This window comes from Psychrobacter immobilis, from assembly GCF_904846225.1.
Lineage (GTDB): Bacteria > Pseudomonadota > Gammaproteobacteria > Pseudomonadales > Moraxellaceae > Psychrobacter > Psychrobacter immobilis_F.
The window spans coordinates 1-25,748 of record NZ_CAJGZJ010000012.1 but is presented as its reverse complement, the minus strand read 5'-3'; the positions used below and the strand labels follow the sequence as shown (position 1 = coordinate 25,748).

At 42.0% G+C, this 25,748-nt stretch carries 23 protein-coding genes; 17 read left to right on the top strand and 6 right to left on the bottom strand.

Going from position 1 to position 25,748, the window contains the following annotated elements:
• Positions 1-13: 13 nt before the first annotated feature.
• Together JMX48_RS09150 and JMX48_RS09145 are read right to left on the bottom strand one after the other, a co-directional pair.
• Complete coding sequence (locus tag JMX48_RS09150; protein ID WP_201536929.1) at positions 14-1,633, bottom strand: DUF2254 domain-containing protein; 1,620 nt, start codon at positions 1,631-1,633, stop codon at positions 14-16.
• A 101-nt stretch (positions 1,634-1,734) separates the two neighbouring features.
• Positions 1,735-3,261: a YihY/virulence factor BrkB family protein gene (locus tag JMX48_RS09145; protein WP_201536927.1), complete on the bottom strand. Its 1,527-nt coding sequence runs from the start codon at positions 3,259-3,261 to the stop codon at positions 1,735-1,737.
• A 312-nt stretch (positions 3,262-3,573) separates the two neighbouring features.
• Between JMX48_RS09145 and wrbA the strand changes: the two genes are divergently transcribed.
• On the top strand, positions 3,574-4,191 hold the full coding sequence (gene wrbA / locus JMX48_RS09140; RefSeq protein ID WP_201536924.1) for an NAD(P)H:quinone oxidoreductase: 618 nt from the start codon (positions 3,574-3,576) through the stop codon (positions 4,189-4,191).
• A 70-nt stretch (positions 4,192-4,261) separates the two neighbouring features.
• Entirely contained in the window at positions 4,262-4,792 is a 531-nt protein-coding gene (locus JMX48_RS09135; RefSeq protein ID WP_227687966.1) for a hypothetical protein, read from the top strand.
• Positions 4,793-4,906: 114 nt separating this feature from the next.
• Here JMX48_RS09135 and JMX48_RS09130 read toward each other — a convergent pair whose 3' ends face one another.
• Positions 4,907-5,680 (bottom strand): DUF3108 domain-containing protein, encoded by a 774-nt coding sequence (locus JMX48_RS09130; protein ID WP_201536921.1) that lies wholly within the window; start codon positions 5,678-5,680, stop codon positions 4,907-4,909.
• Positions 5,681-6,216: 536 nt separating this feature from the next.
• On the opposite strand from JMX48_RS09130, the gene groES reads away from it, so the two are divergent.
• The gene (groES, locus tag JMX48_RS09125; RefSeq protein WP_201536918.1) at positions 6,217-6,510 is read left to right on the top strand and encodes a co-chaperone GroES; all 294 of its coding nucleotides are present in this window, start codon (positions 6,217-6,219) and stop codon (positions 6,508-6,510) included.
• A gap of 109 nt (positions 6,511-6,619) precedes the next feature.
• Positions 6,620-8,266: a chaperonin GroEL gene (gene groL / locus JMX48_RS09120; RefSeq protein ID WP_201536916.1), complete on the top strand. Its 1,647-nt coding sequence runs from the start codon at positions 6,620-6,622 to the stop codon at positions 8,264-8,266.
• 205 nt (positions 8,267-8,471) lie between these two features.
• On the opposite strand, the gene yaaA is transcribed toward groL, so the two are convergent.
• Positions 8,472-9,284 (bottom strand): peroxide stress protein YaaA, encoded by an 813-nt coding sequence (gene yaaA, locus JMX48_RS09115; RefSeq protein WP_201536914.1) that lies wholly within the window; start codon positions 9,282-9,284, stop codon positions 8,472-8,474.
• Positions 9,285-9,845: 561 nt separating this feature from the next.
• On the opposite strand from yaaA, the gene JMX48_RS09110 reads away from it, so the two are divergent.
• The 6 genes from JMX48_RS09110 to JMX48_RS09085 all read left to right on the top strand — a co-directional run bounded on the left by JMX48_RS09110 (position 9,846) and on the right by JMX48_RS09085 (position 14,706).
• Positions 9,846-11,012 (top strand): NAD(P) transhydrogenase subunit alpha, encoded by a 1,167-nt coding sequence (locus JMX48_RS09110; RefSeq protein ID WP_201536912.1) that lies wholly within the window; start codon positions 9,846-9,848, stop codon positions 11,010-11,012.
• Between the two features lie 98 nt (positions 11,013-11,110).
• Positions 11,111-11,458: a proton-translocating transhydrogenase family protein gene (locus tag JMX48_RS09105; RefSeq protein WP_201537045.1), complete on the top strand. Its 348-nt coding sequence runs from the start codon at positions 11,111-11,113 to the stop codon at positions 11,456-11,458.
• Entirely contained in the window at positions 11,455-12,852 is a 1,398-nt protein-coding gene (locus tag JMX48_RS09100; protein ID WP_413786357.1) for an NAD(P)(+) transhydrogenase (Re/Si-specific) subunit beta, read from the top strand. Before JMX48_RS09105 ends, JMX48_RS09100 begins: the two co-directional genes overlap by 4 nt.
• A gap of 390 nt (positions 12,853-13,242) precedes the next feature.
• Entirely contained in the window at positions 13,243-13,791 is a 549-nt protein-coding gene (locus tag JMX48_RS09095; RefSeq protein ID WP_201536910.1) for an acyl-CoA thioesterase, read from the top strand.
• Positions 13,792-13,909: 118 nt separating this feature from the next.
• Positions 13,910-14,119, top strand: a complete 210-nt coding sequence (gene iscX, locus JMX48_RS09090) for a Fe-S cluster assembly protein IscX (RefSeq protein ID WP_201536908.1) — start codon at positions 13,910-13,912, stop codon at positions 14,117-14,119.
• 92 nt (positions 14,120-14,211) lie between these two features.
• On the top strand, positions 14,212-14,706 hold the full coding sequence (locus tag JMX48_RS09085) for a GyrI-like domain-containing protein (RefSeq protein ID WP_201536907.1): 495 nt from the start codon (positions 14,212-14,214) through the stop codon (positions 14,704-14,706).
• A 180-nt stretch (positions 14,707-14,886) separates the two neighbouring features.
• Here JMX48_RS09085 and dapE read toward each other — a convergent pair whose 3' ends face one another.
• Positions 14,887-16,089, bottom strand: a complete 1,203-nt coding sequence (gene dapE, locus JMX48_RS09080) for a succinyl-diaminopimelate desuccinylase (RefSeq protein ID WP_201536904.1) — start codon at positions 16,087-16,089, stop codon at positions 14,887-14,889.
• A 164-nt stretch (positions 16,090-16,253) separates the two neighbouring features.
• Positions 16,254-17,009: a 2OG-Fe(II) oxygenase gene (locus JMX48_RS09075; RefSeq protein ID WP_201536902.1), complete on the bottom strand. Its 756-nt coding sequence runs from the start codon at positions 17,007-17,009 to the stop codon at positions 16,254-16,256.
• A gap of 129 nt (positions 17,010-17,138) precedes the next feature.
• On the opposite strand from JMX48_RS09075, the gene JMX48_RS09070 reads away from it, so the two are divergent.
• From JMX48_RS09070 to cyoE, 7 genes are all read left to right on the top strand, one after another.
• Positions 17,139-18,014: a 23S rRNA (adenine(2030)-N(6))-methyltransferase RlmJ gene (locus JMX48_RS09070; protein ID WP_201536900.1), complete on the top strand. Its 876-nt coding sequence runs from the start codon at positions 17,139-17,141 to the stop codon at positions 18,012-18,014.
• 33 nt (positions 18,015-18,047) lie between these two features.
• Positions 18,048-18,944, top strand: a complete 897-nt coding sequence (pssA, locus tag JMX48_RS09065) for a CDP-diacylglycerol--serine O-phosphatidyltransferase (protein WP_227687964.1) — start codon at positions 18,048-18,050, stop codon at positions 18,942-18,944.
• Positions 18,945-19,897: 953 nt separating this feature from the next.
• The gene (gene cyoA / locus JMX48_RS09060; RefSeq protein ID WP_201536898.1) at positions 19,898-20,929 is read left to right on the top strand and encodes a ubiquinol oxidase subunit II; all 1,032 of its coding nucleotides are present in this window, start codon (positions 19,898-19,900) and stop codon (positions 20,927-20,929) included.
• A 14-nt stretch (positions 20,930-20,943) separates the two neighbouring features.
• On the top strand, positions 20,944-22,947 hold the full coding sequence (cyoB, locus tag JMX48_RS09055) for a cytochrome o ubiquinol oxidase subunit I (protein ID WP_265088779.1): 2,004 nt from the start codon (positions 20,944-20,946) through the stop codon (positions 22,945-22,947).
• Entirely contained in the window at positions 22,944-23,651 is a 708-nt protein-coding gene (cyoC, locus tag JMX48_RS09050; RefSeq protein WP_227687963.1) for a cytochrome o ubiquinol oxidase subunit III, read from the top strand. Before cyoB ends, cyoC begins: the two co-directional genes overlap by 4 nt.
• Entirely contained in the window at positions 23,648-24,256 is a 609-nt protein-coding gene (gene cyoD / locus JMX48_RS09045) for a cytochrome o ubiquinol oxidase subunit IV (RefSeq protein WP_201536896.1), read from the top strand. The genes cyoC and cyoD overlap by 4 nt, the downstream gene beginning before the upstream one ends.
• 153 nt (positions 24,257-24,409) lie before the next feature.
• Positions 24,410-25,312 (top strand): heme o synthase, encoded by a 903-nt coding sequence (gene cyoE, locus JMX48_RS09040; RefSeq protein WP_201536894.1) that lies wholly within the window; start codon positions 24,410-24,412, stop codon positions 25,310-25,312.
• Positions 25,313-25,748: the final 436 nt, after the last annotated feature.

Sequence of the window (25,748 nt, the reverse complement as noted above, 5' to 3'; positions counted from 1 at the left end):
CTGACGTAGGTTTTTATCTTGATTGTGTTTGTAACGCTTGCTCGATATGGCTTGAGAACTCACTCACATAATTAAAGTGTCGATGTTGCGCGTCATCATCAGTGATAAATTGCTTTGCTTGTTGGCACATGTCAGTCAAATCATCCACCAACTCTTGATAGCTTAGATTCTCCTCTCCAGCGCGTTTAACCAAATTCAGCTCGTGCAATAGTGTTTGCTGCTGGGCAATATTTACTCGGGCATAATTTAGATTCACCATTGCCTCACACAATGCTTTTAGCACCATCAGATCAGCCGCTGCATAGCGACGTATCTCGCCAAGCGATACATCTATGAAGTCAGATATTTTGGGCGTGTGAGTAACCAGAGCTAATATTGCCACTCTTTGCTGTTCGACCACAGACTCAGGAGCATCAGTATCTTGCGTTGGTATATAAAAATGATAGGGGCTTGGTGGTTGACGGCGCATCATAATACTCAAGCAGCTGGTCAGGGATTGGACACAATTGACAGCTGTCTTTGGGTCATTGATGCCCGGAGACAATGCTCGTACTGCAATCTCAGTCATTTGACCTAAACTATAAGAGATGTCATTAGAATGCGTCAATCGTTGTTCGAGTCGTAAACAACCCACAAAACGCTGCCAAAACATGCCATCAGGCGCGCGCGGTACAATCGCTAAGTGCGGTGTTGCCGCTTTTTGTCGATTGTCTGGATGACCTGCTGGACGTTGGTAAAAATGCCCAATCACGTTTTTATCAGTGACATAATCACCGAGGTTGATATGAATTTGCACCACGCCGCCATATTCTTGTGTCAGCGTAATCATTGACTCAATATAAAATTGCTGGACATAGCCTGAGCTTGGCGGATAAATAGGCGTGGCAGGCCAATCGTGAAACTGCTCAACCTCATGATGCTGGACATCGCGTTGATGTTGTATATCACAGTGGTCGCTATACCAGTAGTGAACATTACTGATAGCGTCATTGCTGGCATTTTGGATGACATGTGACGCTTGAATAGCATGTACCATATGTTGTACAAAGTACACAAGTAGAAGGGCGCAGATAATGGCCATAATAATAGCAAAAGTCACTGCTAATTGCGGCACACCAAAAGCCACGTCATATTTATGAATAGATTTTAATACCAATAAACTGTAGCTAAAGGTTCCGATAAACGCGCCCAATACGAACTGATTTGGCTTGTCTGTCAAAAAATTGCGTAACAATCTTGGGCCAAATTGTGAAGAGGCCATCGATAGTACAGCGATTGTAATCGAAAAGGTGGTTCCTGCTACGCCCAATACTGCCCCTGCAATCGCTGTCATGATTGCGCGTGCCGCATCATCGTTACCAGTAAAAGCAAAAGTAATCTTTCGAACGGTTGCACGGTCAAAGTGCTGATCGATCGTCACTAATATGGGTGCCAGCAAAATGCCCAAGAGCACACAAGCAGTTGGAATAAACCAGTAAGAGCCAATCAGCTGCTGCCACATATTTCTGAGACGGTCAGGCAAATCCGTTAGTGTCTGTAGCGACCATAACTGAGCAAACTGCCTGAATCTGTTTTGTCCCATCTCAAGCGCACGTATCCATGAGCTCTTTTTATCGTCTTTTTTCACTGTCATAAGTGTCAATGTATCCAAAATTAATCGTATGGCGGCTTGTTTATAACTTTATGGTTCTATGCTAAATGTCCAGCGATGGCTTTTTACTTTTAGTTAATTTGCTACTTTTGGTTAATTTGCCTTGGATTGTCCGCTTCAGTAATGATCGCGTTCTTATCATCATCAGAGCCGATAGGAATAATCACTTCATTATTGTGCTCATCATAATCAATATCGCTTTCTTTGTCGTAGGCGACAGGGTCAAAGTGCGGTGACTCTTCACCGTCTGAACGCTCTTTTGATGACTGATTATTCATTGTAGATGTTGTTTTTCTAAATAAATTGCTTTTATCATCTTTGCGAACATCTTTTGTGTCAGGCGATGCTTTTTTACGCGGTTCACTATTGGCAAAAATAACATTTAGTGGCAGGTTTAATTGCTGTTTTGCATAAGCTTCAGTATGCTCAAAACGATCTACCAACAAGCTCAACCACGGTTTTTGATCTTCCCATGTCATCTCATCAAGCTCATCTTTAATAGGTAGAGGATAAGGCAAAGTGCGATAAAAATCCCACAATGTCATTTTGCTCAAATCTTTTTTGAGCACATAATCATTGTCTTCTGTCATGGTGATTAGATTGCAGTCTTGTAAATAATTTATATAGGTATACCACTTTGGCAACTCTTTGCGTCCGAGTACATTACGCAGTGATTGTTCGCTGACGGCCTCACCTTTTAGGTGATGGGTATAGGCCAAATTTAGCATGTCGAGCAAGCTCAGCAATGGATGGCGAGGATACACCTCTTCGGTTTCAAAAATAGTCAAGGTATAGCTAATCTCAACACCTAATAAGATGAGATTCCATGATAAATAGATCCATAATAAAAATATGGGTAGCGCGGCAAATGCCCCATAAATAGCTTCATAGCTGGTAAAGTTAGCCATCACATTACCAAAAAGGGTCTTCATCAGCTCAAATACGATCGCTACAAATATACCAGCGATGGCAGCGTTTTTCGCTGGTACGCGTGCTTTAGGAATGAACCAATACATTCCAACAAAGCCTGCGAGAGTGATACCGATAGAGACAGCTTGAACCCAAAATGACCAATCAATCCCATAACCAGCGATTTGTCGATTCAAGAAACTCAGGCTTTGTACCGCACTTGAGGCGATAAAAGCGGTTCCCAAAACCAGCGGACCCATAGTGACGATAGTCCAGTAGCGCAACATGCTTTTTAGGCCGCCTGAGCGGTTTTCTACCCGCCAAATTTGGTTAAAAGCCCGCTCGATAGTCGTCAGCGTCATAATGGTCGTAAAGAATAAAATCATAGCGCCAATAATGGTTAAATTGGACGATTTTTCAGCAAAGCTATTGATATACTCACTGACCTGCATACTCGATTTTGGTAACAAGTTACTATAAATTACCTCATAGATCTGCGCTCTAACTGACGCGAGCGCTGGTACTGAGGATAAGATCATCAACAGTACCGTCAATATAGGGACAATCGATAGCATCGTCGTATAAGTGAGTGACGCCGCCTTTTGTTGGCAATTGTCTTCAAAAAAATGCCGAGTTAAAAATCGTAAAAATTGAAACCAGCGTTGATGTAAAAACGGAATTTTTTTTGATAAGTTTTCCATGTCGACCATTTAGCGAGGATTAGAGTGAGAATAGTGTAACAAACATAGGTCGTTATCATCTGCCATTTAATTGTGTCAAAATGCACAGCAGTCTCCATGATAGGATGTTACCTGCTAGATTATTAAACGAGGTCATTTGCATGTCAGTGAATGACTCGGGCATAATGTGCACGTACTTCTACGGTAAAAATACCGTCTATATATTTCTATGCGGTGGATACGGTTCTTATCCATACCTAAATGGACGTAGAAGATGATACAGGCGATTGACATAGATAATGACATTAACGATTTTATGAGGAAGTGATGCTAATGAGTCAGACTGCCCCTTATGTTTTGGTGCTTTATTATTCTAATTATGGTACGACTAAGACATTAGCATATGCTATCGCTCAAGGTATTGAAGATGCAGGCATGACGGCGCGTATCCGCACGGTACCAACCGTTGCACCCGAGACCACATCCAGCAAGTCTGCGATACCTGATGAGGGTGACCTTTATTGCACGATGGATGATTTGAAAGATTGTAGTGGGCTTGCACTTGGTAGCCCAACGCATTTTGGTAATATGGCTGCACCCATGAAGTATTTTTGGGACAATACGGTCACCGTATGGCTGGCAGGTAATCTACAGAACAAACCAGCATCAGTATTTACGGCAACAGGTTCGATGCACGGTGGTCAAGAGACGACACTATTGACTATGATGTTACCTTTGATGCATCACGGTATGATTATCCTTGGCGTACCTTATGCGGAGCCCGCGCTCAATCGTACTCATCGTGGCGGCACCCCTTATGGTGCCAGTCATGTCAGTGGTGCATTACATGATCAGCCGATATCTGTGGATGAGCGCGAACTGGCTATGGTCCAAGGTCGTCGTTTGGCTATTAGTGCAACTGCATTGGCGCAAGCCAATTGGAGCCGCTAAGCTGCCCTCTCATACAGTGCTTTAATGACAGTGAAGTACTGGGCGATTAATTAGGAAGTAAATACATCTAATGGCTACCAACCGATCCGATAGTGAAAATAGTGAAAATAGTGAAAATAGTGAAAATAGTGAAAATAGTGAAATAAATGCGACCCGACCAGTGAAAAAAAATGGCAAACCTATCAAAGCTAAGAAGCCGATTGCGCCTATTCGTCAACGCTTGATGGTGACTTGGCTCATTTGGTTGTTCTATAGGTTGTTTGCATTGCCTATTTTTATTAGCGTCTTTAATTCAAGCAATCCCGATATCGTCGGTGGTATCGCATGGCAAGCGCTATGGTTGGTGCCTGCGTTTATATTGACCCCATGGATACTGCGTGGACGCTCCCCTTATGCGTTATTAATAAGCAGTATGTTTATATTAGTTTACTTGGGTGCCAGTGGTGTGGTGCTATTCGCTCGCGTTTACGGCAGTAGTTGGGCTGAGATAATCATTTATCTGCTTGATTTCTTACTATTATTAGCCATCAATGTTTGGTTGTTTATTCTGCTTAAGCGCTTGCCATCGATGAACAATGTCATCAAACAACCACGTAGCTAATAAATTAATGTGATAGTCATCATCATATAAAACCGCTAGATATTATCAATTTTAAACATAAAAAAGCGGCGCTCTAAAATAGGACGCCGCTTTTATTGTTTTTTGACTGTAGTTTTATTCATTAACCTTGGTCAACTCTAAATCCATTTTCTTACCATCATTAATTTGACTCACTTTTACGGGCAAATAATCTAAGCTTGGTGCTAACCAAAAGCTGGTAGAGCGGCTGTTATCATCATGGATACGATCGACACGCACCGTGTCAAATGTACCAGCGGGCACAGTTACTTTGGTATTACCAGACTTTTTAAATGGTGTCTTTTCGATTTTGTCTTTTTTCGCCATATAATAATTACCAGAGAATTTACCGTTTAATAAATCTTGGCGAATTTGTGCTTCCAGACTCAAGTCATCAAAGGCTTGTTGCGGCATGTTCAAGGTTGTCGTTTTGCCTCTATAGTTGCTAGTGACTTTTTTAGCGCTTGGATTAAAATCTAATTTATGCGTGCGACCAAGACCTAGTAATTTATAAGTGGTACTGGCTTTAGTAGGGATGACATTATTACCATTGATCGTAAAGGTGCTACTTTGTGCCGCGCTTGCTACGCCAGCCACTCGAGCATTTACATCATATTTCCAAGTATCACCTGACTTATTTAGCGTACGAGTAGCCGTGCCTTTGTACTTATCTTCTACCGTAAAACTATAACTGGCGCTTGATGGTTTAATGGTTTTTGCATTAGCAAGTACAGGTGCGGTCATACTTAAAGCTCCAATAGCAACGATACCAGTGCCTGTGGTCAAGGCAGTTAAGAGTTTAGATTTACTAGGCTGTGTGTCATTAGCTTTAGCGACAGACGACTTCTTATTGATTGATAAAAAACGCATGCATATTCCTTAATTAACGTCTATTCGGTCATTTTAGATTTTGTTTATGACTGTTATGATAATCTAAGAGACTATAATGGCCATACTTTGTTACATTTTCAAGAGTAGGGGCTAGCCTTAACGTGTTGCTCTTGTAGCCAATGTTGCTGTCAAACCCATCAAAAGAAATAAGTAAATTGACAAGCTTTAAGTCAAAGACTGCGCCTCGCGAGCTTTTTTAATCTATAGCTGTCGTGTCGTGTTTTTATTATTCTGCCAATGGTACTCAGTATTTAATAAATAGCATTAAATGTTAAGTACAGCACTTTCTTCCAAGCTCGCTTATAAAGGTCGCTTTTAGTATAAAGCCTCCAAAAAATCTTGTAAATTTTTGGGGTTTACACTTGAACCTCGCTTAGCTTGCCCCCACTTTTTGATACAAGCTCAAGGCTTATCGTTAGAACGCTATTTTTAATTAGCAGTTCTAATAGATATTGGTACTGAGAGTATTAATTCAAATAAACCCTTAATTCAAATAACTCATTTTTGGAGACATATTGATGAATATTCGTCCTTTACATGATCGTATTGTTGTCCGCCGCATAGAAGAAGAAACAAAAACGGCTGGTGGTATCTTACTTCCTGGTTCTGCTCAAGAAAAGCCTTCACAAGGTGAAGTCATTGCAGTTGGTAATGGCCAAATCCGTGACAACGGTGAAACTCGCGCGTTAGATGTAAAAGCTGGCGACAAAGTCTTGTTCGGTCAATATGCTGGTCAAACCGTGAAAGTTGACGGCGAAGAATTACTTATTATGAAAGAATCCGATGTATTGGGTGTGTTAGAAGGCTAGTCCTTTTTGAGTATTTTATACTCAGCACATTTTTGACAATTGTTTTTCACAATACCATATCGATTCATTCGAACGCATTCTCATACTTATAATAGTGGAGTAATTTAACATGGCAAAAGACGTAAAATTCGGCATAGATGCCCGTAAACAAATGATGAACGGCGTAAACGTCCTAGCAAACGCAGTACGTGTCACCTTAGGCCCTAAAGGTCGTAATGTGGTTATCGATAAATCTTTTGGCGCGCCTACCATCACTAAAGATGGTGTATCGGTTGCCAAAGAAATCGAGCTTGAAAACAAATTTGAAAACATGGGCGCTCAATTGGTTCGTGAAGTGGCTAGCCGCACCAACGATGTTGCTGGTGATGGTACAACCACAGCGACCGTATTGGCTCAGTCAATCCTGCAAGAAGGCATGAAATCAGTTGCCGCTGGCATGAACCCAATGGATCTGAAACGCGGTATTGATAAAGCCGTTCGTGCAGCCGTTGAGCAAATTCATTTGTTATCAACGCCAGCTGACGATTCAAAAGCAATCGCTCAAGTTGGTTCTATCTCTGCTAACTCAGACACCAAAATTGGTGAATTGATTGCTGAAGCGATGGAAAAAGTCGGTAAGCAAGGTGTTATCACTGTTGAAGAAGGTTCAAGCTTTGAAGATACCCTGGAAGTAGTAGAGGGTATGCAGTTTGACCGTGGTTATATCAGCCCATACTTTGCAAATAAGCAAGACAGCTTAACCGCTGAGTTTGAAAACCCATATATCTTGCTAGTTGATAAAAAAATCAGCAATATCCGTGAAATCGTGCCATTACTTGAGCAAGTAATGCAACAAAGCAAACCACTGCTAATCATTGCTGAAGACGTAGAAAACGAAGCATTGGCAACGTTAGTTGTAAACAACATGCGTGGCGGCTTAAAAACTTGTGCCGTCAAAGCACCAGGTTTTGGCGATCGTCGTAAAGCAATGCTAGAAGATATCGCCACGTTAACTGGCGGTACCGTTATCTCTGAAGAGATTGGTCTTAGCTTAGAAACTGCGACCCTTGAGCAATTGGGTACGGCTAAAAAAGTCACTATCGGTAAAGAAAACACTGTAATCGTTGATGGCGCTGGTAACTCTGCTGATATCGAAAACCGCGTTGAATCAATTAAACGTCAAGTTGAAGAATCAACGTCTGACTACGATAAAGAAAAGCTTCAAGAGCGTATGGCGAAACTGGCTGGCGGCGTTGCCGTTATCAAAGTGGGCGCTGCGACTGAAACTGAAATGAAAGAGAAAAAAGATCGCGTTGATGATGCGCTACATGCTACTCGTGCAGCGGTTGAAGAAGGTGTTGTTCCTGGCGGCGGTGTTGCCCTAGTTCGTGCAATGAATGCATTGTCTGAGCTACGCGGTGATAACGACGACCAAAACGCTGGTATCAATATCTTACGTCGTGCAATGGAAGCGCCATTGCGTCAAATCGTTACCAACTCAGGCGAAGAAGCGTCAGTTGTCGTTAACGAAGTGAAGAGCGGTACTGGTAACTACGGTTACAACGCTGCTTCTGGTGAATACGGCGATATGCTAGAGATGGGTATTCTTGACCCAGCGAAAGTAGCTCGTTCAGCACTAGAAAATGCGGCATCTGTTGCAGGCTTAATGCTAACGACCGAAGTCATGATTACTGATTTGCCACAAGGTGATGATGGCATGGCTGGCATGGGCGCTGGTGGAATGGGCGGTATGGGTGGAATGGGCGGCATGATGTAATTTTACTTCTGCTGCAAAGCGATTTCTCTTTGTCAGACGCGCTCAATGTACGATAGGTACTATTTTCGCTCGTCTCTCTCGACAAATCGCTTTTCGCTAGAAGTATGACTTTGTCATAAAGCACTTAGTAAACCTAGTTTAAAAAACCCCGATAGGCGAGAGCTTATCGGGGTTTTTTATGCTAATTAGATATATATTTTTAAAACTACTGACTAGCTGCATCCCTTCTAAACGTCCAAGTCTGCTCATCAGACTCAGCTTCACAGTAATAATATCCCGCCAAATCAAATTGCTTTAGCTGCTCAGCATTGGTCAGCTTATTATCGGCCGCATATTTAACCATTAGCCCGCGTGCTTTTTTGGCATAGAAACTAATGACTTTATATTGACCGTTCTTTTCGTCTTCAAATCGTGGCGTGATTATTTGCGCATGAAGTGATTTTTTCTTGACGGATTTAAAGTATTCGTTAGAAGCTAAGTTAACCAACACGTTGTCATCACTATCCGTCATGCGCGCATTGATAGTATTGGTCACTTCTTCACCCCAAAACTCATACAAGTTATCACCACGCTCATTTTTCAGCTTAGTGCCCATCTCTAATCGATAGGGTTGAATCAAATCTAACGGTTTTAGCAAGCCATAAAGACCTGATAAGATACCTAAATGTTCATTGACATAAATAGCCGACTCTTTATCCATGTGATACATATCAAGACCACTATAAACATCACCATCGAACAAATAACCAGCAGGTTTTGCAGTATTACCAGACTCGTTATCGGTAAACGGCTGATCTTTACTCCAAGCCCAGTCTTGATTACGTTGGGCATTGAGTTGAGCCAAATCATCAGAGATGCTCATGAGCGCTTGCAAATCAATCGGCTCTTTCGACTTGAGTATTTTCATCAATGCTTGTGAATGTTCAATCAATTCAGGCTGACTGTAATAGTTACCAAGGTTTACTGGCACCGTATCTGTGTCGTTCAAAGATTTGGCAGGGGATAGTAAAAAATACATCGTTATTCCTTCTTATAGTGAATCAATGACCAACCTATCAAAGTATCAATCTTTCTTATTATATAGTCAAACCCTTATAAATCCGCTACATCGTCAACCCCGCTTGATGTACTACTCGTACTATCTGTGCGTGGCTTCCTTGTATCGAAATTATTTGGATTAGACTATACGATACTCACCGATGTAATTTCTCTTACTGACGGTCGTTTTATATTTCTCTTAAATTTTATAATTATTTAAAAAGTCATGGTGGTGAGGCGATCTTTGATAAACCATACCATATGATAGAAAGACAAAACTTTCAATATAACAATAAAAGTTATGAAAATGGTGTAAACACTTAACTTTTTATTTTACTTATGGGTCATCATTTGGCAATGAAAGTTAGCAGACGTTGTCTCTATAATAAAAAGACGTGATGGAAAAGTATCTATCATTTATTAAATTGATAATCTTTGGTTGCTAATATTTAACCAATAGGCCAAAGGTTTTTTGTCCTCTGTGCTTTTTAAATGTGCATTGAAGGTATTAAGGATAGTCATTAAGAAGTAAGGAGACGATATGAGAATTGGTGTAATCAGTGCAGATGTCGCAAGTGAGAGTCGAGTCGCGCTAACCCCAGACGCAGTCAAAAAATTGCGTAAGCTTGGGTTTGACGTCGTCATACAGTCAGGTGCAGGTCAAGCAGCGTATTACGCTGATGAGATGTATCAGGCCGTAGGTGCCGACATTGCTAATAGCAGCACCGAAGTCGTCACCCAGTCTCAGATTATTACCACGGTCAATGACTTGTCTGCTGCGGTGACAGAGAGTTTGACAGCGGGGCAAATCGTCATAGGCATGCTTGATCCGTATCGCAATACACAACTGGATACTTATGCAGCCAAAGGCGCGACCGCCTTTGCCATGGAGCTATTACCGCGTACGTTATCACGGGCGCAGAATATGGACGTACTATCCTCACAAGCCAACCTTGCCGGTTATAAAGCTGTGTTGCTCGCCGCCAATGAATACTCGCGTCCGTTTCCCATGTTTATGACCTCAGCGGGAACAGTTAAGCCTGCCAAGGTCGTCATCTTAGGCGTTGGTGTGGCGGGTTTGCAGGCGATTGCTACTGCCAAGCGTTTGGGTGCCGTGGTAGAAGCCAGTGACTTACGTCCGACCGCTCGCGAGCAAGTCGAGTCATTAGGAGGTAAGTGGCTTGATGTGCCGATGAGTGCAGAGGAAGCTGAGACCGCTAAATCCACAGGCGGCTATGCGTGGACGCCATCAGCACAATATATTAAAGACCAAGCAGCCATCGTTGATAAAGCCTTGAGTCATGCTGATATCGTCATTACCACGGCACAGATTCCTGGTCGTCAAGCACCGCGTTTAGTACACGGGGCAACGCTTGCCAAAATGAAGGCGGGTTCAGTACTCATCGATATGGCGGCTGGTACTGGCGGTAATGTCGAAGGCAGCGTGCCTAACGAGACTATCATCACAGAAAATGGCGTACGTATCGTTGGTGCCGCTAATATTCCCTCACAACTTGCTGCCCAGTCTTCAGACTTATATGCCAATAACTTGGTTAATTTTATCACCACCTTGATTGCGCCTGCTAGCGACGACGCTTCAGCAAATGACGCATCACCTAGCTTGGCCCTTAACTTAGACATGGATGATGAGATTCAAGGCGCACTGGCGGTGACACATGATAGTCAGGTACGCCTCGTTCAGCGCTAACTCTCAAGTCTCGATGATTTCATTCCCAGACACAAAATAATTTTTAGGAGGATATGATGATTGCCACTGTTTTAGCGGCAGCGCCAGCGGGTGCGGCCATGAGTAGCACACCATTTGTAGCGATTTTCACGGTATTTGTGCTCGCTATTTTTGTCGGATACTACGTCGTTTGGGGCGTGACCCCAGCATTACACACGCCGTTGATGGCAGTAACCAACGCACTATCAAGTATCGTCATCGTGGGTGCGATGCTACAGACCGTCACGATTGATGGATCGATGTTTACGCCGACCAGCTTGCTTGGAGCCTTTGCCGTATTTTTGGCCAGTATCAATATCTTTGGTGGTTTTGCCGTGACTGAGCGGATGCTTGCGATGTTTAAACCGAAAGTAAAAAAGATCTCTGCTCTTGAAACCAATACCACTGAAAGTGGAGGCGGCGCATGAGTGATTTAACAGCTATGATTTCTGCGAATGCTGATTGGTTCTATCTGGTTGGCGCTATTCTCTTTGTCTTGACCTTACGGGGTTTATCCAGCCCAAAGACTGCTATTCGTGGTAATCGCTTTGGTATGGCAGCAATGGCGATTGCGGTCATAACGACATTCTTTTTAGCAGAAGGCCCTGTCCTTTGGTTGATTATTGGCGCGATGGTTTTAGGTGCTGTTGTCGGAATGTGGAAGGCAAAGACAGTCGCGATGACCCAAATGCCAGAAACGGTTGCCTTGATGCATTCTTTTGTCGGTTTAGCAGCAGTGGCGATTGCGTTAGCAACGGTACTTCATACTGAGCAGCAGCATGGCGCCGTTGCCCGAGTTGAGCTGTTTATCGGTTGTTTCATCGGTGCGATTACCTTTTCAGCGTCTGTCTTTGCTTTTGGTAAATTGGCGGCAAAAAGCTGGGCGAAGACACTGGTCGGCAGTTGGGTCAAACCTGTCCAAGCATTATTGTTCATTGCGATGATTGGTTTCGGTGGCGTGTATTTCGTCACGGATTCGCTACCAGCCTTTTATGCGATGGCAGTGATTGCGGTTATATTTGGTTGGATGTGGATTGCGCCAATTGGTGGTGGCGATATGCCAGTCGTTGTCTCTTTGCTGAATTCATTTTCGGGTTGGGCCGCCGCAGGCATTGGTTTTACGCTTGGCAACTCGATGCTGATTATCGCAGGTTCGCTCGTTGGCTCATCAGGTGCGATTTTATCTTATATCATGTGTAAAGCCATGAATCGATCATTACTCAACGTCTTATTTGGTGGTATGGGTACGGCAGCAGTAGCAGCAGGCGGCGATGATGGCGCGCCAAAGAATTACAAAGCAGGCTCAGCAGAAGACGCAGGTTTCCTCATGGCCAATGCCAGTAGTGTGGTGATTGTTCCCGGCTACGGGATGGCGCAAGGCCGTGCACAAAACGCGGTCAAAGAGCTGTATGAGTTGTTAAAAGAAGAAGGCGTCAATGTACGCTTTGCTATTCATCCGGTCGCAGGTCGTATGCCAGGACATATGAACGTGTTATTGGCGGAAGCGGACGTGCCTTATGATGACATTCTTGAGATGGATGAGATCAATTCAGACTTCGCCAGTACCGATGTGGTGTTAGTCATTGGTGCAAATGATGTGGTGAATCCTTCTGCGAAGGATGATCCGACGTCTCCAATCTTTGGGATGCCGATTTTAGAGGTGACGAAAGCCCAAACGGTGATGGTGATTAAGCGCTCAATGAGCACGGGTTATGCCGGTTTAGATAATAGCTTGTTCTATATGGACAAAACCATGATGATCTTTGGCGATGCGAAGAAAATGGTTGAAGAGATGGTTCGGAGTATTAATGGTGCTTATTAAACTTTGAAATAAGCTTTTACATAGGAGCTTGTCAATAAAAAGTCACTGAGGTGGCTTTTTTGCGTTAAAGTGTGCGGCAATTATGACTTGGATATTATTGCCTACGATATAGTCATTCCCTTATAAAATTGTTACAGCGTTAACCTCGCTTGAAGTATGACTGATACATCTGCAATCGGTTGCCTTGTACCATTTTTAAATTGAATCGACTATAGTCAAAATACCTTAAAAACGCTACGGTACTGCTGATATCAAATTTTTGCAGCCTCTGTCTGCGCAGGTACAGCAAGCAAAAAAATTAATAGCAGCAGTGCGTGACGTATCGATATTACTTTTCACTGGCTATATATAAGTACCAATTATAAATATTAAGAAATAAGAGAGTCATTTATGAATATGTTGATACGTTTTTTTATTATGAGCAGTCTGCTAAAACAACAACTCAAACAGCAATCGGTCACTGAGCGTCTTAGTATAGAGACCTTGACCGCACCAACAGTCCGTCATTATCGCGTATTACCACATGATATGGGCTTTCGTGATCATCTGCCCAATTACCGTTATCTGTCTTTTATTGAATTAAATGTGACCCGCTGGCTAATGGCGTGCTGTCATCAAAAAGGCATCAAGCCTTTAAATTGGGTGATTGCGATGCAAGAAATGATTTATTTGAAACAAATCAATTTTTTGGACAAAATGACGCTGAGTAGCGCAGTTGCAGGTTGGGACCATAAATATGTATATTTCGAACATCGATTCTTTGTGAAAAACCAGCTCATGAGTGTTGGTATGAGTAAGTTTGTCTTGATGGATAAAAAAGGACAACAGCAGGTGCCAGAGGTGCTAGATATGATGGGAGAGCAACTAACCGATGTCATTACTACATGGAATAAGCATCAAGTAGCCATTAAATCCGCCAAACAGACAGTGAAAGCATAGAGAACTTGTCTATAATCATCTGGCGAATTTTGGTAGGATAGAGCCTATTAAGTCGATCATATTATTTTGTGAAAATAATTAACGTTTTATAAAAGTGATGAAAAATTAAGGAACCACTATGACACCACAAAAATTAAAATGGACCGACAGCTTAGATATCGCCATTGAGTTGTATGAAAAATTCCCAGAGACAGATCCACAGTATGTACGTTTTACTGATTTGCATCGCTGGGTAACTGAACTTGAAGGTTTCGATGATGATCCACAAAAATCTAACGAAGGTATCTTAGAAGCCATTCAGATGAACTGGATTGATGAAGCGGATTAGACAAATGCTGCAACGTTAAGCACTGATTTAAGTATAGTTTTAAATGTTATCTCAAATAAAAAACCAAATAAATATACAGGATAGGCAACATCATGACTCCACAAATTAAAGAGCTACCCGAAGCGATTGCTTGCAGTGGCATTAGCGTTCGTACTACTAATAACGCTGAGATTAGCCAAGAAACAGCTAAGCTGGGTCGTCTATGGCAAAAATTTTATCAAAACCATGCGGGTGATCTTCTTAAAGGTGAAGACATTTATGGTGTTTATCATAGCTATGAGAGCGATGATTTGGTAGGCGCTTTTGATGTTGTGGCGGGTTGGAAAATAAACAGTGAGCAAGAGCCATCAGACAATACCGCTAAGGCTGCAAACGTAGTAACAGTAAATATTCCTGCAGAAAAGTATTTGGTGTTCTCTGAAGAGGGTAGAATGCCATATACCGTGATGAATGCTTGGGAAAAGGCTTGGACCTATTTTAATGATCGCAGCTGTGAACACGTACGAACGTACAATGTTGATTTTGAGCATTATATCGGTGGCAATCTAGAATATGGTCAAGTTGATCTTTATATTGGTATTGAATAAAATTATACGTATTAAAAGTCATTATGCAACAATCTTAATCTGAAATTGGTTTTGAAAAACATGAAAACATATGAGTTAAGATCATCATTTAGTAAGTTTTTTAAGCCATTCACATTAAAATAATAAAAAAAGCGCCCAATCTGTATCAGAGGGCGCTTTTTTTACTTTGAATAACGGCAATTAATCAAGCAGCAAATTCTCCAATATCCCTTCATAAATCTGCGCGAGCTTTCCTAAATCATCCACTTCTACTTTTTCATCGACCTGATGAATCGTCGCGTTACGCACACCAAGCTCAACCACTTGGGCACCCGTTGGTGCGATAAAACGTCCGTCTGATGTGCCACCAGAGGTTGATAGCGTCGTGTCGATATTGGTCACTTTTTTGATAGCTTTTTGGCATGCTGATACCAATTTACCTTCAGGTGTCAAAAACGGCTGACCAGATAGCTTCCAATTGATCGCATAATTTGCTTTGCTATCAACGAAATGCTTATCGAAAATAGCGTGCGTTTTTGCTTTTAGCTCATCTTCAGTGGTTTCTGTTGAAAAACGGAAATTAAATATGGCCTCTAAAGTTTCGGGTATAACATTGGTCGCCCCTGTGCCACTATTGATATTAGAGATTTGTAGAGACGTCGCAGGGAAGTAATCATTACCAGTATCCCAAGTGGCGTTTGTCAATTCTGCTAATGCTGACATGGCGGCATGGATAGGATTAGACGCGAGATGCGGGTAGGCTACATGGCCTTGTTTACCAGTGACGGTAAGTTCTGCACCCAATGAGCCGCGGCGACCATTTTTAATAATATCGCCCAGCGTATCCGTGCTTGATGGCTCACCAACGAGGCAATAAGTAATTTTTTCATGACGCGCTTCTAGTGTCTCAATGACCTTAACTGTGCCATTAACTGACGGGCCTTCTTCATCTGAGGTGATTAAAAAGGCAATAGAGCCATTATGTTCAGGATGATTAGCAACGAAGCGTTCAGCTGCAATAGTAAAAGCGGCAATACCCGTTTTCATATCAGCAGCACCGCGTGCCCATAAATAACCATCTGCAATAGTGGGCGTAAATGGCGGATATGTCCAATTATTTATATCACCAGTTGGTACGACATCGGTATGACCTGCGAAGCAAATTACCGGATCGGCTGTGCCACGGCGTGCCCATAAATTTTTGACTTCTGCATGCTCACCGCTTTTTTGTTTATCACCAAAATACATAAACTCACAGTCAAATCCCGCCTGTTTTAGTCGAGATGATAGTATGTCTTGGCAACCGTCATCATCTGGAGTGACCGAAGGGCGCTCCAACAACGCAATACTTAAATCTAGGGTCGCTTGTTGATGAGTCGTTGTTTGTTTATTGGAATCAGACATGGATAAACCTTTTATATTTAAAGTTAACTGTTAACGTTTTGATGGCGTTAGTGACACTATAGTGATATCCACCTATTTATTTTTATATTGTGTGTTATCAATTACACCGCTTTTAAAATCTTTGCAAAATTGAGCATGATAAACGGTTTGTTAGCCATTGAGTATTAATTGCCCTGTTCAACAAAGGGTACTAAACCATCTCGGCGCATCCAAGTGGCGATAGAGTAGCGCTGCCGATGCGCAATTTGCACTTGATGCTTGAGGTCACTGTCAAATATTATCAATCTATTGGCAACAGGCATGACATTATGATGGCCACCGTGTTTATCGACGACTTCTAACGCACCACCATCGTGGGTTGCCCATTCGTCATTGAGATAAAAGACCGCTGAGATAACACGTTCGTCACGCCCAGCAGGGTTGTCGCTGTGCAATTGATAGCCAAAGCCCACTGGATAGCAGGCATAATGTGCTTCACTATGACGAATACCGGCGAACAAGCTACGATTGAATAAAGAGGCAAGCGCATTAATACTTTGCAAATAATAAAACCCAGCAAAGAAGCTGTCAGTAATCCAGCGAATCTTATCACCGCGAATATCGCTGATACGCACACCAGCAGTCAGCTCGGCATCACGATAATCAATAAAACCACTTTCTGCTTGCAGCGCCAATAATGCGGTACTGTCAAAAACATTATCAATGATTAGCCAGCCATCATCCACAAACGTATCAAACTGCGTATTTGTTAGCCTGTCTTCCCAATTTACATCAAAGTCAGACATTTTTAGAACGTGCTGATTTGGCGGCTTCGCGCTCTTGTCATTAGTCGGCACAAAAAGCATGGGCGGATTATCCTGACCGATCGGATGATCGACGATCAGCTTTGTAACCTCAAGATTGCTAATAATCTTCGTCATTTCATCTCTTTATTGTCATTCAGTGGTCAATACACCGTCAATCAATGCCTTTTTACCAAAACCATCGTTATCTTTTAGTCTGCCTATGCTACCATAGATGTAATTTTTCTTATTTAAACTTTTGAGATTATGAACTATAAACACGCCTACCACGCTGGTAACTTTGCTGATGTGGTTAAACACATTTTATTGGTACAACTCCTCAATCAATTGGGGCAGAAGAAAAAACCTTTTTATGTGCTTGACGCTTATGGCGGTCGTGGACTGTATTCACTCAGCAGTGAAGAAGCGCGCAAGACAGGGGAGGCCAAAGGTGGTATTCAAGCTTTATTAAAGGCAGATACCGAAAAGGCACCAGCCGCTGTCAAAGACTATATGGAAGGCATTAAGCAAGCCAGATTTACTTATGATAGTAAAGTCTATCCCGGCTCTCCTTGGTGGATTGCCCATCATGTTGAAAAAAATCCTGATGCGGGCGTACGCGGTGAAGCTTTTGAAGCCAAAGCTAGCGAATATGATGCGCTAAATTATCAGTTGCATAAACTACCAATCGGCATCCAACATCGTGATGCTTTTGAAGGTATCGCTGCGGTCATTCCCCCAAAAGAGAAACGCGGTCTAATTTTCCTTGACCCTCCTTATGAGCAAGAGCACAAAGACTTTACACGCCTTATCAATCTGTTAGTGGCTTCTTATAATAAGTGGCCACAAGGCACTTATGCGCTTTGGTTCCCTATCAAAAATGTTGAAGCGGTTGAGCTGTTCTACAAAAAGCTTAAGCGTACTGAAATGAGACGTCAGCTGGTTTGTGAGTTAAACATTTATCCAAATGATGTGGCCGTTGGTCTAAATGGTACGGGTCTGCTCGTTATCAATCCACCTTGGCAGTTTGATAATCAGGCGCGTGAAATCTTACGCTTTTTACAGCCCGCCCTAAAGGTGGCAGATGCGCCAGACTTAACACCTGACAGTGCAACGAATGTACGCTGGCTGGTTGGCGAATAGTCGAATAATATATCGGCAAATAAGGATATTGAGATGACTAACGTGCAACCACCTAGAAGCCAATCAAATAATACATCTTTAAACGATGGATTATTACAAGACAACGCAGCAACTCAGCCGCCTTTCATTGATGAGCATGAGTTTAATATTCGCTTAGCGGATAATGACAGCTATGATGGTCTGACATTCGAAGTCATTGAAGCGGAAGTGGCAGAAGGCAAACGAGTGGTTAGTCGCGGTGTATATTTAGCACCTAACCTGATTACTACTTTGTCGCTATTGTCAGGCTTTTACTCGATTTTGGCTAGTACACAAGGTGAATTTTACAAAGCATCTTTAGCTATTTTCTTGTCTGCCATTCTTGATGGCGCAGATGGGCGAGTTGCGCGTATGCTTAATGCGCAAAGCCCCTTTGGTGAGCAGTATGATTCTTTAGCAGATATGTTGGCATTCGGTGTTGCACCTGCTATTTTGATTTATAGCTTCGCCTTAGAGCCACTTGGCCGCATTGGTTTGGGTTGTGCCTTTGTCTTTACGGCCTGCGGTGCTTTTCGTTTGGCACGCTTTAATGTGCAAGTGGGTATCGTCGATAAAAAATACTTTGTCGGTTTGGCAAGTCCGCTCGCCGCTATATTAGTGACAGCAGCTGTGATGGTGGCGGTCGATCATAATGAATGGATTGGCCAGTATGATACGGCAGTTATGCTGTTATTCGCAGCTTGGGTCGTCGTTTGTGGCCTACTTATGGTAAGCAACGTCAAATACTACAGCTTTAAAGAGTTTGATAAAAAGAAAGTCCCTTTTGTCGTTCTTATCATTGGTGTATTGGTCATAAGTATTGTGATCTATGACATACCTGTGGGTATTTTAGCCATTGGTGTTATCTACGCTTTGTCTGGGATCGTTACTACCTTACGTAAGCGTCTCTGATTTAGCACTATCGTCATACAAGGGTATTCTAAAATATATATCTACTGTTGACTTAGTCATAATTAATAGCACTATTTTACCGCTCTTGTAACAAATAGCCGATATTCTTCTAATAAGTATCTACTGTACTATTAGAAGTGTGAGGTTGATCTACTCAAACGAACATATTAGCTAGCATGTGTAAGATTTTAGACGCTTAGGGCTACGATGAGTGATAGCTAAATTTGCTTTAACGCCTTATTATTAACGAATACCAATACAATATTTATTGGATACCAGTTTTTCTTAGCAAATATCAAGTAATTCCGGCTATTCTACTCATTGATTTTAGATGAAATTTTATATTTTTGAACTTAATCAAGTTTTCAATGTTAATATATATGTTTTAAGTATTGAAAACATGTTTTTTTATTTCTACTCTATTGCAAATAGTGTTTTTAAAAAATAGAAGCGTATAGTATTAGTGAATTAGAAAGGTTTGCTTTTAATGCCTCTATACCTTGTATATGGCATGCAATATTTGTTCTGTTATTCAGACAAAATTCAGCATTAAAGTAAGCGGCTCTTAAATATTGATACCCTCTTAGTAAAGCGACTTACCAACCCCCAATCTTTCAGACTGATCGAAACAGAGCATTATTGCTACTGTTTTTTAGGCCTGTTCTACTGCTTTAATTGGGTAGGTGAGTATTAAGATTTATTCTATTGATCATTGTTTCAATATATTTAATGCTCAATCTCTTTGTAGTTTGATGGTTATCACATGTTCACTCTACTGAATTTCGATTGGTGAGAGTGATTATGCTATGACAATGAATACTATATAAGAGTACAGATGAGATCAAAGTCCAGCGTCATTTTTTGACGTATTTGAAGACATTGCGCCATCTATAGAGTGACCCTGAAACTTAGCAGATGCTAACAAGACTGACCGAATATAAGGTTAACAAGGCATGACGTTTTTCAAATTACCGATCTGGCTAAAAGCCAACTTAGTGGTATTGATAAGCAGCTTGCTCCTAACTGCCTGTGATACTGGGATATTGGATCCCAAAGGCGAAGTTGGCGTGCAAACTAAAGAGCTTCTCATTGTTACTACTATCTTGATGTTGATTGTGGTTATACCAGTCATCGTCATGACTGTCTGGTTTACCTACCGCTATCGTGCGGATAGACCAGATGCCGATAAAGACTTCGATCCAGAGTGGTCACATAACACTTGGATTGAAATAATAATGTGGACTATCCCTATTATTATTATCGCTATCTTAGGTGTAATTACGTGGAAAAGTACCCACGCACTCGATCCTTATAAGCCGCTAGAGACGACCAGTGATAACCCACCGCTTGTGATTCAAGTTGTGGCGCAAAACTGGAAATGGTTGTTTATCTATCCAGAGCAAGATATTGCCGTTGTAAATGAGCTTTATATGCCTGTAGATCGACCAGTCAGCTTTAAGATTACCTCTGATGCAGTGATGAACTCATTCTTCATTCCTAGACTTGGTGGCCAAATTTATGCCATGTCAAGCATGGTAACGCAGCTGCATCTAGTTGCCAATGAACCAGGTGTCTATAATGGGCTATCTTCTAACTATAGTGGACCTGGTTTTTCAGACATGAAGTTCTTAGTTCATGCTGTTGATAATCAAGGTTTTGATAATTGGGTAGCTAAAGTTAAAGCTGGGGACAACAAAGTTCTTGATACCGCTGTCTATGAAGAATTAGCGAAACCATCAGAGAACCATGCCATCGAATATTTTAAATCGACGCAACCTAACATGTTTGATTATATTGTGAATCAATATGGTTCTCACACACAGAATCAAAATCAGTTTGTAGCGCCAAGCGAAGTCAATCAGCGTGATAATGAAGTCGCTGTGACAGAAGGTCTGGAGTCTGATTTGAAGAATGACGGCGAAGGTAGTATTAATCCAGCAGCGCCATCAAATAAAGATGATGCGCAAGAAGCTGACGCTCAATAATAGGAAAGGCGACTATGGAAGCAATATTCGGTAGATTGTCCCTCGAGGCAATACCTTTCCACGAGCCTATCATTATGATGGCTGGTGGTATGATGGCCTTGGCTGGGCTAGCAGTTTTAATTTTTCTAACCAAAAAGAAGCTTTGGGGCACACTTTGGCATGATTGGATGACCTCGGTTGACCATAAAAAAATTGGTATCATGTATATCGTCGTAGCTATAGTAATGTTACTACGCGGTTTTAGTGATGCCGTCTTGATGCGTACCCATCAGATGCTGGCCAATTACCCTGGCACAGGGTATTTACCGCCGCATCATTACGATCAGGTTTTCACGGCCCATGGCGTGATCATGATCTTCTTTGTGGCTATGCCATTGGTCGTAGGACTAATGAATGCGATCGTACCTCTACAGATTGGTGCGCGCGATGTGGCCTTTCCGTTTCTAAACTCACTGTCATTTTGGCTATTCGTGACTGGTGCTCTACTAGTCAACGTTTCGCTAGTGATTGGTGATTTTGCGGCGACAGGCTGGTTGGCTTACCCACCATTATCAGAGCTTAACTTTAGCCCGACAGTGGGGGTAGATTATTACATCTGGGCCTTGCAGCTGTCAGGATTGGGAACGTTGCTGACGGGTGTCAACTTCTTAGTGACTATCTTAAAAATGCGTGCGCCTGGTATGAACCTGATGCATATGCCTATTTTTACTTGGTCAGCACTTTGTACCAATATCTTGATCGTTGCCGCTTTCCCTGTATTGACTGCAACATTAATTATGCTGACGCTTGACCGCTATCTTGGTATGCATTTCTTTACCAATGATGCCGGCGGCAACGTCATGATGTATATCAACCTGATTTGGATTTGGGGTCACCCAGAAGTTTACATCTTGGTATTACCAGCTTTTGGTATTTTCTCAGAAGTCATCTCGACTTTCTCACAGAAAAAACTTTTTGGCTACGTCAGTATGGTCTATGCCATTCTAGTGATTGCTATCTTAAGTTTCATCGTTTGGTTGCATCACTTCTTCACGATGGGCTCAGGCGCTAATGTGAATGCTTTCTTTGGTATTACTACCATGATTATTGCCATTCCCACAGGGGTTAAGGTCTTTAACTGGTTGTTTACCATGTATCGCGGCAAGATTATTTTCGGTACTCCGATTATGTGGACCATTGGTTTTATCATTACCTTTACTGTTGGTGGTATGACAGGCGTTATGCTGGCGGTTCCTGGTATTGATTATGTGTTGCATAATAGTCTGTTCCTTATCGCGCATTTCCATAACACCATTATTGGTGGTGCGGTATTTGGTTATTTTGCAGGTATTGCATTCTGGTGGCCGAAAATGTTTGGCTATCGTTTGGATGAAAAATGGGGCAAGCGCGCTTTTTGGGGCTGGATCATCGGCTTCTTTACAGCCTTCATGCCGCTATATGTTCTAGGTTTCCTAGGTATGACGCGCCGTACCAACCATTATGCTAATGATTCTTGGCAGTTCTGGTTAATCATTGCTGCTATCGGTGCCGCTATTATTATGTTCGGTATTTTCAGCCAGCTAATGATGTTTTATGTCAGTTATCGTGATCGTGAACGTCTTGCTGATGTTAGCGGTGATCCTTGGAATGGTCGTACTTTAGAATGGAGCACGCCGTCACCTGCACCGTTCTATAACTTTGCTCAGTTACCGGTCATCAATGATCTTGATGCATTGGCTTATCTGAAAGAGGGTGGTTGGACTTCAGACAAAGCGCCTGAGTATTACAGTCCAATTCATATGCCTAAGAATACCGATTCTGGTGTGATCATTGGTCTACTGACATTTGTCTTTGGTTTCGCCTTTATTTGGCATATCTGGTGGTTGGTCATTGCCTCTTTCTTAGTCATGATTTTCTTTGTTATTCGTGAAGCGAATAAGCGTGATATTGATTATGTGGTGCCGGTTCATGAAATCGAAGTAATTGAAAATGCTTATTACGAGCGTCTTCGTACGGCCCACGCAGGAGATGGATTATGAGTGGTACCGAAAGTATGAGCAAGCATGAAGCTAACAGCAACTTACCAGACGACAACGGTGAGCAGCTGTTGCCGTCTGATAATAACAACAAAGGTAACTTAGACTATTTTAACCTTAGTGATCCACACCATCCAGATCATCTGGATGCGCAGGGCAATAAAGTACTAGGTTTCTTTGTTTATTTGATGACCGACTTGATTTTGTTTGCGACGTTTTTTGCCACTTATGCCGTATTAAATGTTGGCGTAGCAGATGGTCCAGGTCCTAAGGATATTTTTGATCTTAAGTTTGTTTTAATTGAGACCTTCTTGCTACTGATCAGTAGTATTACCTTTGGCTTTGCTATGCTTGGTGCGTATCAGAATAATATGGCAAAGCTGAAGACTTGGCTGGTTATTACTGCACTATTCGGCATGGGTTTCATTGGGATGGAGATTTATGAATTCCATCATCTGATTGTTGAAGGCTTTGGACCTGGTCGCAGTGCTTTCTTATCAAGCTTCTTTAGCTTAGTAGGTTTGCATGGTATTCACGTAACGGTCGGTATCTGTTGGTTGTTCTTTACACTATTCCAAATAAATAAGTTTGGTCTTTCTGAGCGTATGATGACGCGTTTGAGATGTCTAAGTCTGTTCTGGCACTTTTTGGATATCGTGTGGATTTGCGTCTTTTCACTAGTGTATCTAGTAGGAGTGGCATTATGAAAAATGAAGATTTGCATGCAGCACAACAAGCTCATGCACATGGGGATGTCAGCCACGGTCAGAGTAGTCATGGCAGTAGAAATAGTTACCTTACCGGCTTTGTACTATCGGCAGTCTTAACGATTATTCCTTTTTGGCTGGTAATGAGCGGTACAATGTCAGGAACCAGTGCAATTTGGATGATTGGTGTCTTCGCCGCTGTACAGGTTTTTGTGCAAGTTTATTTCTTTTTGCATATGGACTTTAGCCCTGAACAGCGCAATACGCTTTTCAGCTTTTTGTTCACGCTATTTGTGGTTGCAATTGTTATGGTCGGTTCCTTATGGATCATGCACAATGCCAACGAACACATGATGCCTGGTATGGGTCAAGACATGGACATGGATATGGACATGGGTATGGGTATGGACAAAGAGATGCCTATGCAAATGCCTACTAATGCAGATGGTACCCCTCGATTAGATCGTGAGCTTGAAGGATTTGAGGATAAGTTAAATCTACCGGATACGTATCAAGCGCCCACGCAAGGTGGTGATGCTAGTGCTACCCAAGAAGATCACTCAAACATGTCTGATCATTCAGATATGCCTGAGATGCAGCAGTAAATTTCTGCCTTTATTATCTGCGCTGCAAGTTGGCGCAAGTTATCGTAAATGCCTTAATAATGAGTCGCTACGCTAGGACTCATTACGGTGCTAAATGGCAACGATTTGCCAATGAACTTAAGGTATCATGACGATATTAATTGATGGACAATCATGAATAAACTTGCACAGTTAAAACTCGATGTTGCCAAGCAACCCCTTGTTCAGGTGATCAAACCTGGCATCGTGTTCGGTAATGCTATCACCGTGTTAGGTGGATATTTCCTAGCGGCTAGAGGTAATCCTGATTGGCTGGTGTTGATTCAAGTCTTGGTTGGTACCTTGACTGTGATAGCCTCTGGTTGTGTGATCAATAATATCATCGACCGCGATATTGACTCAAAGATGCAACGCACTTGTGACCGTGTTTTGGTCACCGGTCAGCTCTCTATCACTAATGCCATAATCTATGCGGTATTGTTGCTAGGAGTAGGTGTGTTATGTTTAGCCGCTACCACTCCATTGGCACTGTATTCAGCATTGTTCGGCTACGTAGTCTATGTCGGTTTTTACAGCCTGTATTTTAAACGCCAATCTGTTTGGGGTACTTTTATAGGCAGTTTCTCTGGTGCTATTCCTCCAGTTATTGGTTATGCTGCTTTAACACCTTCTATCGATGCTGTGTACTGGGTGCTGTTTGCGATGTTTGCTATTTGGCAAATGCCCCATGCGTATGCCATTGCTGTGTTTCGCAAAACAGACTACAGCGCAGCCAATATTCCAGTACTACCAGTCAAGCACTCTTTTAGAACGACGCAATGGCATATTACTATCAGCATTGCCTTGTTCATCGTTATTGGCAGTTTGCTGACAGCTTTAAAAGCGACAGGTTACTGGTATTTAGGGGTGCATTTACTATTATCTGGCTATTGGCTGTTTGTCGCCATGAAACCTATCAAGGTCAATAGCGAGCAAGACCAAGTTGAGCAACAAATCAAATGGGCTTATAAAATTTTTGGACTCTCTATTGTCATCATGATGGCGCTATGCCTGATGATGGCGATTGATTACGTATAGAGTTGATTGACTATAAGTAGTCCAGTGATTGTTGTTGCAAAAACGCTAATAATTGCAGATTCTAAATTTAAATTTTATTAAAAAGCCACTATCATGAATAGTGGCTTTTTTATGCCAGCAAACCCTAACCTAAGCAAACAACAACCAAACTCCTATCTCTGCAAATAACATCAAACTCATTTAAGCGTATAACGTATTGAAACAAAGCGAGTATTTAATATTGACCGAAGTAAATTGCTAAATCTATGAAATAACCCCTTGACCCCTTATTAAAACCACGTATAATGCGTCCCAGTCGGAAGGGAAGGCAGTTTAGGGAATGATTCATCATTCTAGTAAACTAGCCAACCAGATAAACTATTTTAAGTTACTTCTAAATTAAAATAATTTATTTCTTGACAATCTAATTAAAGCGTCTATAATACGCACCTCATTA

Coding starts and splice junctions, on each gene's coding strand:
- cyoC (WP_227687963.1), top strand. CDS start 22,944: ATGAGTGGTACCGAAAGTATGAGCAAGCATGAAGCTAACAGCAACTTA.
- iscX (WP_201536908.1), top strand. CDS start 13,910: ATGACACCACAAAAATTAAAATGGACCGACAGCTTAGATATCGCCATT.
- JMX48_RS09070 (WP_201536900.1), top strand. CDS start 17,139: ATGAACTATAAACACGCCTACCACGCTGGTAACTTTGCTGATGTGGTT.
- JMX48_RS09085 (WP_201536907.1), top strand. CDS start 14,212: ATGACTCCACAAATTAAAGAGCTACCCGAAGCGATTGCTTGCAGTGGC.
- JMX48_RS09100 (WP_413786357.1), top strand. CDS start 11,455: ATGAGTGATTTAACAGCTATGATTTCTGCGAATGCTGATTGGTTCTAT.
- JMX48_RS09145 (WP_201536927.1), bottom strand. CDS start 3,261: ATGGAAAACTTATCAAAAAAAATTCCGTTTTTACATCAACGCTGGTTT.
- yaaA (WP_201536914.1), bottom strand. CDS start 9,284: ATGTATTTTTTACTATCCCCTGCCAAATCTTTGAACGACACAGATACG.
- pssA (WP_227687964.1), top strand. CDS start 18,048: ATGACTAACGTGCAACCACCTAGAAGCCAATCAAATAATACATCTTTA.
- JMX48_RS09075 (WP_201536902.1), bottom strand. CDS start 17,009: ATGACGAAGATTATTAGCAATCTTGAGGTTACAAAGCTGATCGTCGAT.
- JMX48_RS09095 (WP_201536910.1), top strand. CDS start 13,243: ATGAATATGTTGATACGTTTTTTTATTATGAGCAGTCTGCTAAAACAA.
- JMX48_RS09105 (WP_201537045.1), top strand. CDS start 11,111: ATGAGTAGCACACCATTTGTAGCGATTTTCACGGTATTTGTGCTCGCT.
- groL (WP_201536916.1), top strand. CDS start 6,620: ATGGCAAAAGACGTAAAATTCGGCATAGATGCCCGTAAACAAATGATG.
- JMX48_RS09150 (WP_201536929.1), bottom strand. CDS start 1,633: ATGACAGTGAAAAAAGACGATAAAAAGAGCTCATGGATACGTGCGCTT.
- cyoE (WP_201536894.1), top strand. CDS start 24,410: ATGAATAAACTTGCACAGTTAAAACTCGATGTTGCCAAGCAACCCCTT.
- dapE (WP_201536904.1), bottom strand. CDS start 16,089: ATGTCTGATTCCAATAAACAAACAACGACTCATCAACAAGCGACCCTA.
- cyoA (WP_201536898.1), top strand. CDS start 19,898: ATGACGTTTTTCAAATTACCGATCTGGCTAAAAGCCAACTTAGTGGTA.
- wrbA (WP_201536924.1), top strand. CDS start 3,574: ATGAGTCAGACTGCCCCTTATGTTTTGGTGCTTTATTATTCTAATTAT.
- JMX48_RS09130 (WP_201536921.1), bottom strand. CDS start 5,680: ATGCGTTTTTTATCAATCAATAAGAAGTCGTCTGTCGCTAAAGCTAAT.
- JMX48_RS09135 (WP_227687966.1), top strand. CDS start 4,262: ATGGCTACCAACCGATCCGATAGTGAAAATAGTGAAAATAGTGAAAAT.
- cyoD (WP_201536896.1), top strand. CDS start 23,648: ATGAAAAATGAAGATTTGCATGCAGCACAACAAGCTCATGCACATGGG.
- cyoB (WP_265088779.1), top strand. CDS start 20,944: ATGGAAGCAATATTCGGTAGATTGTCCCTCGAGGCAATACCTTTCCAC.
- JMX48_RS09110 (WP_201536912.1), top strand. CDS start 9,846: ATGAGAATTGGTGTAATCAGTGCAGATGTCGCAAGTGAGAGTCGAGTC.